Origin of the sequence: Pseudomonas sp. P108, assembly GCF_032613195.1 — a bacterium.
GTDB lineage: Bacteria > Pseudomonadota > Gammaproteobacteria > Pseudomonadales > Pseudomonadaceae > Aquipseudomonas.
On record NZ_CP126691.1, the window covers coordinates 822,501 to 835,512 of the forward strand.

Genomic DNA, 13,012 nt, shown 5'->3' on the forward strand with positions numbered 1-13,012 from the left:
ACGCCTGTAGAAATACGGGGCCATAGCTCAGCTGGGAGAGCGCCTGCCTTGCACGCAGGAGGTCAGCGGTTCGATCCCGCTTGGCTCCACCACTACTGCTTCTGAAGTTTGAAAGCTTAGAAATGAGCATTCCATCGTTGTGATGATGAATGTTGATTTCTAGTCTTTGACTAGTTCGTTCTTTAAAAATTTGGGTATGTGATAGAAAGATAGACTGAACGTTACTTTCACTGGTAACGGATCAGGCTAAGGTAAAATTTGTGAGTTCTCTTAATTGAGAAATTCGAATTTTCGGCGAATGTCGTCTTCACAGTATAACCAGATTGCTTGGGGTTATATGGTCAAGTGAAGAAGCGCATACGGTGGATGCCTTGGCAGTCAGAGGCGATGAAAGACGTGGTAGCCTGCGAAAAGCTTCGGGGAGTCGGCAAACAGACTTTGATCCGGAGATGTCTGAATGGGGGAACCCAGCCATCATAAGATGGTTATCTTGTACTGAATACATAGGTGCAAGAAGCGAACCAGGGGAACTGAAACATCTAAGTACCCTGAGGAAAAGAAATCAACCGAGATTCCCTTAGTAGTGGCGAGCGAACGGGGACTAGCCCTTAAGTGGCTTTGAGATTAGCGGAACGCTCTGGAAAGTGCGGCCATAGTGGGTGATAGCCCTGTACGCGAAAATCTCTTGGTCATGAAATCGAGTAGGACGGAGCACGAGAAACTTTGTCTGAATATGGGGGGACCATCCTCCAAGGCTAAATACTACTGACTGACCGATAGTGAACTAGTACCGTGAGGGAAAGGCGAAAAGAACCCCGGAGAGGGGAGTGAAATAGATCCTGAAACCGTATGCGTACAAGCAGTGGGAGCAGACTTTGTTCTGTGACTGCGTACCTTTTGTATAATGGGTCAGCGACTTATTTTCAGTGGCGAGCTTAACCGAATAGGGGAGGCGTAGCGAAAGCGAGTCTTAATAGGGCGTCTAGTCGCTGGGAATAGACCCGAAACCGGGCGATCTATCCATGGGCAGGTTGAAGGTTGGGTAACACTAACTGGAGGACCGAACCGACTACCGTTGAAAAGTTAGCGGATGACCTGTGGATCGGAGTGAAAGGCTAATCAAGCTCGGAGATAGCTGGTTCTCCTCGAAAGCTATTTAGGTAGCGCCTCATGTATCACTGTAGGGGGTAGAGCACTGTTTCGGCTAGGGGGTCATCCCGACTTACCAAACCGATGCAAACTCCGAATACCTACAAGTGCCGAGCATGGGAGACACACGGCGGGTGCTAACGTCCGTCGTGAAAAGGGAAACAACCCAGACCGTCAGCTAAGGTCCCAAAGTTATGGTTAAGTGGGAAACGATGTGGGAAGGCTTAGACAGCTAGGAGGTTGGCTTAGAAGCAGCCACCCTTTAAAGAAAGCGTAATAGCTCACTAGTCGAGTCGGCCTGCGCGGAAGATGTAACGGGGCTCAAACCATACACCGAAGCTACGGGTATCACCTTCGGGTGATGCGGTAGAGGAGCGTTCTGTAAGCCTGTGAAGGTGAGTTGAGAAGCTTGCTGGAGGTATCAGAAGTGCGAATGCTGACATGAGTAACGACAATGGGTGTGAAAAACACCCACGCCGAAAGACCAAGGTTTCCTGCGCAACGTTAATCGACGCAGGGTTAGTCGGTCCCTAAGGCGAGGCTGAAAAGCGTAGTCGATGGAAAACAGGTTAATATTCCTGTACTTCTGGTTATTGCGATGGAGGGACGGAGAAGGCTAGGCCAGCTTGGCGTTGGTTGTCCAAGTTTAAGGTGGTAGGCTGGAATCTTAGGTAAATCCGGGATTCTAAGGCCGAGAGCTGATGACGAGTGTTCTTTTAGAACACGAAGTGGTTGATGCCATGCTTCCAAGAAAAGCTTCTAAGCTTCAGGTAACCAGGAACCGTACCCCAAACCGACACAGGTGGTTGGGTAGAGAATACCAAGGCGCTTGAGAGAACTCGGGTGAAGGAACTAGGCAAAATGGCACCGTAACTTCGGGAGAAGGTGCGCCGGTGAGGGTGAAGGACTTGCTCCGTAAGCTCATGCCGGTCGAAGATACCAGGCCGCTGCGACTGTTTATTAAAAACACAGCACTCTGCAAACACGAAAGTGGACGTATAGGGTGTGACGCCTGCCCGGTGCCGGAAGGTTAATTGATGGGGTTAGCTAACGCGAAGCTCTTGATCGAAGCCCCGGTAAACGGCGGCCGTAACTATAACGGTCCTAAGGTAGCGAAATTCCTTGTCGGGTAAGTTCCGACCTGCACGAATGGCGTAACGATGGCGGCGCTGTCTCCACCCGAGACTCAGTGAAATTGAAATCGCTGTGAAGATGCAGTGTATCCGCGGCTAGACGGAAAGACCCCGTGAACCTTTACTATAGCTTTGCACTGGACTTTGAATTTGCTTGTGTAGGATAGGTGGGAGGCTTTGAAGCGTGGACGCCAGTTCGCGTGGAGCCATCCTTGAAATACCACCCTGGCAACTTTGAGGTTCTAACTCAGGTCCGTTATCCGGATCGAGGACAGTGTATGGTGGGTAGTTTGACTGGGGCGGTCTCCTCCTAAAGAGTAACGGAGGAGTACGAAGGTGCGCTCAGACCGGTCGGAAATCGGTCGTAGAGTATAAAGGCAAAAGCGCGCTTGACTGCGAGACAGACACGTCGAGCAGGTACGAAAGTAGGTCTTAGTGATCCGGTGGTTCTGTATGGAAGGGCCATCGCTCAACGGATAAAAGGTACTCCGGGGATAACAGGCTGATACCGCCCAAGAGTTCATATCGACGGCGGTGTTTGGCACCTCGATGTCGGCTCATCACATCCTGGGGCTGAAGCCGGTCCCAAGGGTATGGCTGTTCGCCATTTAAAGTGGTACGCGAGCTGGGTTTAGAACGTCGTGAGACAGTTCGGTCCCTATCTGCCGTGGACGTTTGAGATTTGAGAGGGGCTGCTCCTAGTACGAGAGGACCGGAGTGGACGAACCTCTGGTGTTCCGGTTGTCACGCCAGTGGCATTGCCGGGTAGCTATGTTCGGGAAAGATAACCGCTGAAAGCATCTAAGCGGGAAACTTGCCTCAAGATGAGATCTCACTGGAACCTTGAGTTCCCTGAAGGGCCGTCGAAGACTACGACGTTGATAGGTTGGGTGTGTAAGCGCTGTGAGGCGTTGAGCTAACCAATACTAATTGCCCGTGAGGCTTGACCATATAACACCCAAGCAATTTGCGTCGAAAGGCCAGATTGCGGTGTGTGAAGACGAAACGAACCGAAAGTTCGACTGCACTTAAAAAAGCAGCACAAACACCGAAAGCTGTCACATACCCAATTTGCTGAAGCGAGGCCACAAGGCCACGACTCAGTACCCGAATTTCTTGACGACCATAGAGCGTTGGAACCACCTGATCCCATCCCGAACTCAGCAGTGAAACGATGCATCGCCGATGGTAGTGTGGGGTTTCCCCATGTGAGAGTAGGTCATCGTCAAGATTAAATTCCGAAACCCCAATTGCGAAAGCAGTTGGGGTTTTGTTTTGCCCGCAGGAAAGTTCGTACAGCATTCACAGACGCCGTCCGGCTGCTACAACCTGCCGACAATGCTAAGGTTCTGCCCTAGCTTTTGTACTTTCCCAAGGAAGCCCTTATGCCGGACGCCCAGTCCCTCAACGCTGCATTCATGGTGGTTCAGAGCAACAGCCTGGACGAACTGCGCAGCCTTGTGATCAGCATCATGCGGCGCTATCCACTAGCTCCCCTGGAAAATGAAATTGCCTTGGTGCAGAGCAACGGTATTGCCCAATGGCTCAAATTGGCTCTGGCCGAAGACCCGCAGGACGAGGATCTGGGCGGCTGCGGTATTGCGGCAGCGATTGATGTGCAACTGCCGGGCAGTTTCATGTGGCAGCTTTACCGCATGGTTCTTGGACGAGAAGAGATTCCGGCCAAATCCCTGCTCGATAAGGCACCGTTAACCTGGCGTCTGATGCGCTTGCTACCCCAGGTGATCGATCGCCCGCATTTCGAGCCGTTACAACGCTTCCTCACCAACGACACTGACTTGCGTAAACGCTATCAACTGTCTGAGCGACTGTCGGATCTCTTCGACCAATATCAGGTATATCGCGCCGACTGGCTCGAAGATTGGGCCGAAGGGCGGCATCAACTGCGAAATGTCAGAGGCGAAGTAAAACCGCTGCCGCCGACCAGTTGCTGGCAAGCGGAGTTGTGGCGTGCATTGCTCGATGACGTGGGCGAACTGGGAATGGCGCAGAGTCGTGCGGGTGTTCACCAGCGATTCATCGAGCGCATCAACAACCTCACCGAGGCCCCGGTGGGGTTGCCCTCGCGAGTGATCGTCTTCGGGATTTCTTCGTTACCAGCACAAGTGCTTGAGGCGCTGGCCGGGCTCGCGCGTTTCAGTCAGGTTCTGCTGTGTGTGCACAACCCCTGCCGCCATCACTGGGCCGACATCGTCGCCGACAAGGATCTGCTGCGCCATCAATACAAGCGGCAATCGCGCAAAAGCGGAATGCCCGTCGTGCTTGATCCTGAAACACTGCATCAACATGCCCATCCGCTGTTGGCAGCATGGGGCAAGCAAGGCCGGGACTACATCAGCCTGCTCGACAGTTATGACGATCCGAATAGCTATCGAGCGGCTTTTCGCGACGGTCGCATAGACCTGTTCAGCGACACCCAGCCACAGAACCTGCTCAATCAACTCCAGGACGACATCCTGGAGTTGCGCCCGCTCAATGAAACTCGTGAACACTGGCCCGCTGTCGACCTGGCTGATGACGAGTCGATACGCTTTCACATTGCCCACAGTGCTCAACGTGAAGTCGAGATATTGCATGACCAGCTCCTCGCGCGCTTCAGTGCCAACCCGGATCTGCGCCCTCGCGATGTGATCGTGATGGTGCCGGATGTCGACAGCTACGCGCCGCATATCCGCGCGGTGTTTGGTCAGCTTGATCGCCACGATCCGCGATTCATACCCTTCACATTGGCCGATCAGGGGCAGCGCGGCCGCGATCCACTGCTGATCGCAGTCGAACACCTGCTCAAGCTTCCCGACAGTCGTTTCCCGGTCAGTGAAATCCTCGACCTGCTCGACGTTCCCGCACTTCGCGCGCGCTTTGGTGTGGAGGAGCGTGACCTGCCAACACTGCACCGCTGGATCGAAGGTGCTGGCGTGCGTTGGGGCATGAACGCCGAGCAGCGAGCGGGTCTGGGTTTACCCGACGAGCTTGAACAAAACAGTTGGCATTTCGGTCTGCGCCGGATGCTCCTGGGCTACGCCGTCGGCAGCGCCAACGCGTGTGAAGGGATTGAACCCTACGATGAGATCGGCGGACTCGACGCCGCCCTCATCGGGCCGCTGGTGGCTTTGCTCGATGCTCTGGAGCTCGCCCATCAGCAGCTCACCCAACCGGCTCAGCCCAAGGAGTGGGGATACCGGTTGCAGGCGCTGATGCAACTGTTCTTCAAGGCTAGTAACGAGCATGACGACTACTTGTTGACCCAACTCGAAGAGCTTCGCGAAACCTGGCTGGAAACGTGTGAGGCTGTAGGTCTGGCGGATGAGCTACCACTGACCGTGGTTCGCGAAGCCTGGCTCGCCGGGCTGGATCAGGGGCGTTTGTCTCAGCGCTTCCTGGCCGGTGCCGTGAATTTTTGTACGCTGATGCCCATGCGCGCCATTCCATTCAAACTGGTCTGCCTGCTGGGAATGAATGACGGCGATTATCCCCGCGCACAGCCTCCGCTGGACTTCGACCTCATGGGCAGCGACTACCGTCCGGGAGATCGTTCGCGGCGTGAAGATGACCGCTATCTTTTGCTCGAAGCACTTTTGTCAGCGCGCAATCAGCTGTACATCAGTTGGGTCGGCCGCAGCATTCGCGACAACAGTGAGCGACCGGCTTCCGTGTTGATCGGCCAGTTGCGCGATCACCTCGCCAGCGGTTGGCGATTGCTCGACGAAAGCGGCGATCTGTTAAGTGCCATGACGCAAGAGCATCCTCTGCAACCGTTCAGTGCACGCTATTTTCATGACGGCGATCACCTTTTCAGCTACGCCAGCGAATGGCAGGTTCTGCATCAGCAGCATGAGTCTCAAAGCGAAGCGCAGTTGCTTACCCCTTATGTACAAGAGGAGCCGTTGAGCCTGGCTTTGCTGCAGGATTTTTTGCGCAACCCGGTTCGACACTTTTTCACCCAGCGCCTCAAGGTCTATTTCGAGGCCGCCGAAGCTCCGCTGGCCGATGAAGAACCCTTCGTACTGGACGCATTGCAGCGTTACACACTCAGCGACAGCCTGCTCGAAGCCGCTCTCAGGCAACCGGACAATGTCGATGAGGCGCTGACTGCCCAGGCACGGCGTCTGCAAAACAGCGGCCTGTTGCCAATGGCCGGGTTCGGTGAGTGCCTGCAACGAGAGTTGATCGAGCCTCTGCCGGATTTGCTGCAGCGTTATCAACAACTGCTGACACTCTGGCCTGGCCCTTTGACCAGTGCGTTACCGGTCAACCTTGAACTGCAGGGGTTACGCCTTGAAGGCTGGCTTGCCGGTTTGCATCAGCGCGCCGACGGTGGCTTGTTGTCGGTCACGACCATCCCCAACAGCATTGGCTCGATCAAAAGCCGTAAATGGCATCGCCTGACCAAACCCTGGGTCAATCATCTGGTGGCCTGCGCCAGCGGACTTTCCCTGAGCACCGCACTGGTGGCCAGCGATGACACCTTGCTGCTTGATCCCATGGAGCCAGATCGCGCCATACGGTTCCTCGGTGATTTGCTCCTCGCCTGGCAGGCGGGTATGCGACAGCCGCTGCCCATCGCAGTTAAGACCGCTTTCGCGTGGCTTTCTCAGACCGACCCGCTGAAGGCAGAAGCTGCGGCACGTAAAACCTATGACGGTGACGGGCAGACCAGCGAAGGTGAGCGCCGCGAGAGTCCGGCGTTGTCACGTCAATTTGCCGATTTCCATGCATTGCTTGCTGACGAGACGTTTTCCGGTTGGTGTGATGCTTTGTACCGCCCCCTGTTTGAAGCGCCCTGGCGTTCGCTATCCACTGAAGGGGCTCGCGCATGAGTACCAAGACTCCCCTCGCCCTGGCATTTCCGCTACAGGGCAGCCAGTTGATCGAAGCCAGTGCCGGTACCGGTAAAACCTTTACCATATCGGCTTTGTATCTGCGGCTTATCCTCGGGCATGGTGACGAGGCGAGCGGATTCGGCCGCGAATTGCTGCCTCCACAGATTCTCGTTGTGACCTTCACCGATGCCGCGACCAAGGAACTGCGTGAGCGCATACGCACGCGTCTGGCTGAGGCCGCTCGATTCTTTCGTGACGAAACGCCAGCGCCCGACGCACTGATCGCCGAATTACGTGATCAGTTCGACGCTCAACAGTGGCCCGGTTGTGCCAACCGCCTCGATGTCGCCGCGCAATGGATGGACGAGGCCGCCGTTTCGACTATCCACAGTTGGTGTCAGCGCATGCTGCGTGAGCATGCGTTCGACAGCGGCAGTTTGTTTACCCAATCCCTGGAAACCGATCACAGCGACTTGCTTGGCGAGGTGTTGCGTGATTACTGGCGGCTGTTCTGTTACCCGATGCAAGGCGATGCCTTGAATTGGGTTCGCAGCAACTGGGGCGGACCTGCGGCATTGATGCCACGCATACGCGGCTTGTTCGCCAGTGAACGCGACAGCGACGAAGGCAAGGCGCCTGCGGAGCTGATCGAAGAATGCCTGCAAGAACGCCGGGCGGCGTTGTTCGAACTGAAAATGCCTTGGCGCCAGTGGGCAGACGAATTGCTCGCCATTTGTCATCAGGGCGTTGCGAGCAAAACCGTCGACGGGCGCAAGATGCAGGCGCGTTACTTCGAACCCTGGTTTGAAAAGCTCAAGGCATGGGCCGAAGACGAGTCCCTGGAGCAACTGGATATCGGCACCGGTTTCACCCGACTGACCCCCGACGGCATGGCCGAAGCGTGGAAAGGTCAGGCCCCGAACCACCCGGGCCTGGATGCCATGCCGAAACTCAAGTCGAGCCTCGATGCATTGCCCACTCCTGATGCCGCTGTGCTGCAACATGCCGCCAAATGGGTAGGCGCACGCTTTGAAGAAGAGAAGCGCCGTCGTGCCGAGATGGGCTTCGACGACATGTTGTTGCGTCTGGATGCCGCGCTGCAATCCGATGGTGGCGAACGTCTCGCGACGTTGATCCGCGAACAGTTCCCGGTCGCGCTGATCGACGAGTTCCAGGACACTGACCCAGTGCAGTACCGAATCTTTGAAAGCATCTATCGCATTGAGGAAAACAGCCCTGACACCGGGCTGTTTCTGATCGGTGATCCGAAGCAGGCGATCTACGCTTTTCGCGGTGCAGACATCTACACCTACCTGCGCGCACGTCAGGCCACCACTGGTCGGCTGCATACGCTGGGCACCAACTTTCGCTCCAGCCACGGCATGGTCAACGCGGTCAATCATGTATTCGCACGCGCCGAGTCCCGAGAGCTGGGTCGCGGTGCGTTTTTGTTCCGCGAGAAAAACGGCGACAACCCGGTACCATTTCTTCCTGTTGAATCTCAAGGTCGCAAAGAGCAGCTGCAAGTTGCCGGGCAAGCTATCGCGGCGTTGAATGTCTGGCACTTGTCCAGCGACCAGCCACTGTCCGGCGTGGTCTATCGCCAGCAATTGGCAGCCGCGTGCGCCAGCGAAATCACCGCGCTACTCAATGGCGGGCAAAGCAATAAAGCGGGGTTCGTGCAGGACGGCAAAGACTTCAGAGGTCTGAGGCCGTCCGACATCGCTATTCTCGTGCGCGACGGCAAAGAGGCGCAGGCCGTGCGCGGTGAACTTGCTGTCCGTGGCGTGCGCAGCGTTTACCTGTCGGACAAGGACTCGGTATTTGCGGCGCAAGAGGCCCACGACCTGTTGTCCTGGCTCAAGGCCTGCGCCGAGCCTGATGTCGAGCGCTCCCTGAAAGCCGCATTGGCCTGTATCACCCTGAACCTGCCATTGGCCGAGCTGGAACGTCTGAACCAGGACGAACTGGTGTGGGAAGCCCGGGTCATGCAATTTCGTGGCTATCGCGAGCTATGGCGCAAACAAGGTGTACTGCCGATGTTGCGCCGCCTCCTGCATGACTTCCATCTGCCGCAAACCTTGATGACACGCAGCGATGGCGAGCGCGTACTGACCAACCTTTTGCATCTGTCGGAATTGATGCAACAAGCGGCTGCGGAACTGGACGGTGAACAAGCGCTGATTCGGCATCTCGGCGAACTGCTGGCAGTGTCCGGTCAGGCTGGCGAAGAGCAGATTCTGCGCCTGGAAAGTGACGAGCAACTGGTCAAGGTCGTGACTATCCACAAGTCAAAGGGACTGGAATATCCATTGGTGTTCCTGCCGTTCATTTGCTCGGCAAAACCCGTTGATGGCAGTCGTCTGCCACTGCATTATCACGACGCCGAGGGCAAGGCTCAGATAAGCCTCAAGCCGACCGCCGAGCTGATTGCGCAAGCGGACGACGAACGCCTGGCCGAAGACTTGCGCTTGCTCTACGTTGCCCTGACGCGCGCGCAGCATGCCTGCTGGTTGGGCGTGACGGATCTCAAACGAGGCAATAACAACAGCTCGGTGCTGCATATTTCGGCGCTGGGTTATCTGCTTGGTGGCGGCGTATCGCTGGGCGAGTCCAGCGAATTGAATCGCTGGTTGCAAGACCTGCAACAAGACTGCCCGGCCATCCACATCAGTGAAATGCCACAACCCACCGACGAGCATTACCAGCCGCCACGCAATGACGCCGTGCTGAGTGCGACGCTGTTGCCCAAGCGCAAGGCCAGCGAAAACTGGTGGATCGCCTCCTACAGCGCATTGCGCATCAGCGACGTATTGAGTGTCGGCAGCGATGAAGCGCCGGACAGCCCGCAGGCACAAAAGCTGTTTGACGACGAACGCCTCGACCCGGACGCGCCGAGAGAAATCATAACCGGCGGCGCCGATATCCACCGCTTTCCACGTGGCCCCAATCCGGGAACGTTTCTTCACGGTTTGCTGGAATGGGCCGGTGACGACGGCTTCGCCGTTTCTCGCGAAGCGCTGGAAGATGCGATTGCCCGGCGCTGCAATTTGCGCGGCTGGGAGGGCTGGATCAATACCCTGAGTGACTGGCTGCAACATTTGCTGCAGTCGCCATTGCCGATTGCAGGTGGGCAGCCGCCAGTTGTTCTGGAGCAACTGAAGCAGTATCGGGTCGAGATGGAGTTCTGGTTCGCCAGCCATAAAGTCGATGTCCTCAAACTGGACGAACTGGTGCGTCAGCACACTCACAGGGGCGTGGCCCGTGTGGCGGCAGAACCGGTGCAGCTCAACGGCATGTTCAAAGGCTTCATCGACCTGACCTTTGAGCACGACGGCCGTTATTACGTGGCTGACTACAAGTCCAACTGGCTTGGCGTGGATGAGCTGGCTTACACCGAACAAGCCATGGAACAGTCGATTCTCGACAACCGCTATGACCTGCAATACGTGCTGTACCTGTTGGCGTTGCATCGCCAGCTCAAGGCACGGCTGCCTGATTACGATTACGACCGGCATGTCGGCGGCGCGTTATATCTGTTCCTGCGCGGCACCCGTGCTGACAGTCGCGGCGTGTATTTTGCTCGTCCGCCCCGTCAGCTGATCGAACGTCTCGACCGAATGTTTCAAGGAAAACCCGAACCCAAGTCCGAACCCGCGTGGGAACAGGGAGTCCTGCTATGAGCCGCACCTTTGCCGATCTGCTCCCCACGCCGCTGGCAGCCGACAGTCTGTCGAGGCTATCGCCCCTGACCAGCGCCGATGACCTGTTGATATTGCTGACCCGTTGGGTCGAGCGTGGCTGGCTGCGTGCGCTGGACAAAGCGTTTGTCGCGTTTCTTCACGAACTTGAGCGCGATACGGATCCGCTGGTGCTGCTCGCGGCTGCCCTGACCAGCCATCAACTTGGTCACGGTCATGTTTGCCTCGATCTGTATGAAACCCTGAAAGCTCCCGACTTCGCTCTGTCGTTGCCCCCCGAAGGTGACGTGCAAGGGGGCGTGTTGTTGCTGCCTTCGCAATTGCTTGAAGCGCTCGAGGGGCCGCACTGGTGCAAGGTTCTTGCGGGCAGCTCATTGGTCGCACTGGCGGCGGATACCCGCGATATCGCACAGCAACGCCCGCTGGTGTTGGCCGGTAAACGTCTGTATCTGCGACGCTACTGGGCCTACGAACGGCGCATCGATTCGGCGTTGCGTCAGCGTCTGCAGCAAGTAGAGCCAACGCCGGACGATCTGCCGCAGCGACTGGATGGACTGTTCGGGTCAGCCAAGGCTGGCGAGGTGATCGACTGGCAAAAACTCGCCTGCGCTCTCGCCACTCGCAGCGCCTTCAGCATTGTTACCGGCGGGCCGGGGACCGGTAAAACCACCACGGTGGTGCGTTTGCTGGCGTTGCTTCAAGCCCCCGCAGTCGCGACCGGTCATCCGCTGCGGATTCGTCTGGCGGCGCCGACAGGCAAGGCTGCGGCGCGGTTGACCGAGTCCATCAGCCAACAAGTGCAGTCACTGGAAGTCAGCGAAGAGGTGCGGGCGAAAATTCCTTGCGACGTCACCACCGTGCATCGTCTGTTGGGCAGTCGTCCCGGCACCCGACACTTCCGACACCATTCCGGTAACCGCCTGCCACTGGATGTGCTGGTGGTCGACGAAGCCTCGATGATCGACCTGGAAATGATGGCCAATCTGCTCGATGCGTTGCCACCCCATGCGCGACTGGTGTTGCTCGGTGACAAGGATCAACTGGCTTCTGTTGAGGCCGGCGCAGTGCTAGGCGATTTGTGCCGGGATGCCGAGGGTGGCTGGTACAACCCGCAGACCCGACAGTGGCTGGAGTCGGTCAGCGGTGAGTCCCTGAAGGACAGTGGCTTGCATGAGGACGTCGAGGGTGCTCACCCACTGGCCCAGCAAGTGGTGATGCTCCGCTACTCGCGGCGTTTCGGCGAGGGTAGCGGGATCGGCCAGCTCGCGCGGCGAGTCAATCAGCAGTTGCCGGGTGAAGCACGTCAGTTACTCTCAGCCGGGCACTACGACGATGTGTATTCGCTGCCGCTCAAGGGTGAGCACGATCAGAAACTGGAGCGGCTGTTGCTGGAAGGGCATGGCGACGGGCCACAAGGCTACCGCCATTACTTGCGCGTGTTGCGCGAGCAGCGTCCATCGTCGGGTAGGCCGCTCGAACATCCGGACTGGATCATTTGGGCCCGCGAAGTCTTGCAGGCGTTCGACACGTTCCAGTTGTTGTGTGCCGTGCGCAAAGGGCCGTGGGGTGTAGAGGGGCTGAATCAACGCATCACCGCCGCGCTGCTCAAAGCACGACTGATCGAAAACGATCAGCAATGGTACGAAGGCCGGCCAGTCCTGATGACGCGCAATGACTACGGTTTGGGCCTGATGAACGGTGATATCGGTATCGCCCTCAAACTGCCCGAGCGCGAAGGGCCAGACGCGGGCAAACCGGTGCTGCGCGTGGCCTTCCCGCGCAACGACGGTCAGGGCGGCGTGCGCTTTGTATTGCCGAGCCGCCTCAACGACGTCGAAACCGTCTACGCCATGACGGTGCACAAATCCCAAGGCTCGGAGTTTGCCCATACGGCGCTGATTCTGCCCGATGCCTTGAACCCGGTGCTGACGAAAGAATTGATCTACACCGGCATTACCCGGGCTAAACATTGGTTCACCTTGATCGAGTCCCGATCCGGCGTGTTTGAAGAAGCAGTGCAGCGCAAGGTCAAACGCCTGAGCGGGCTGATGCTGGAACTGGAGGAGGGGGCATTGCCTCAGGGGTGAAAATCCCGACGATTGGCGGCAATTACTGACCAACCGGTCAGAGGTCGCTGTCTCGCTGGCGTTTCACTGCTGTGCTATCGTTGCGGCATCATTTCGCTACG

At 57.2% G+C, this 13,012-nt stretch carries 3 protein-coding genes, 1 tRNA gene and 2 rRNA genes; all 6 read left to right on the forward strand.

What is annotated here, in order from left to right:
- Positions 1-16: 16 nt before the first annotated feature.
- The 6 genes from QOM10_RS03490 (at position 17) to recD (ending at position 12,911) form a co-directional block, all read left to right on the forward strand.
- A tRNA-Ala gene (locus QOM10_RS03490) sits at positions 17-92 on the forward strand.
- A 247-nt stretch (positions 93-339) separates the two neighbouring features.
- Positions 340-3,233, forward strand: a 23S ribosomal RNA gene (locus QOM10_RS03495).
- A gap of 164 nt (positions 3,234-3,397) precedes the next feature.
- Positions 3,398-3,513 (forward strand): 5S ribosomal RNA (gene rrf, locus QOM10_RS03500).
- 154 nt (positions 3,514-3,667) lie between these two features.
- Positions 3,668-7,120 (forward strand): exodeoxyribonuclease V subunit gamma, encoded by a 3,453-nt coding sequence (gene recC / locus QOM10_RS03505; protein ID WP_316917576.1) that lies wholly within the window; start codon positions 3,668-3,670, stop codon positions 7,118-7,120.
- Positions 7,117-10,806 (forward strand): exodeoxyribonuclease V subunit beta, encoded by a 3,690-nt coding sequence (recB, locus tag QOM10_RS03510; protein ID WP_316917577.1) that lies wholly within the window; start codon positions 7,117-7,119, stop codon positions 10,804-10,806. The genes recC and recB overlap by 4 nt, the downstream gene beginning before the upstream one ends.
- Positions 10,803-12,911, forward strand: coding sequence for an exodeoxyribonuclease V subunit alpha (gene recD / locus QOM10_RS03515; RefSeq protein ID WP_316917578.1), 2,109 nt, complete (start codon positions 10,803-10,805; stop codon positions 12,909-12,911). The genes recB and recD overlap by 4 nt, the downstream gene beginning before the upstream one ends.
- Positions 12,912-13,012 lie beyond the last annotated feature (101 nt).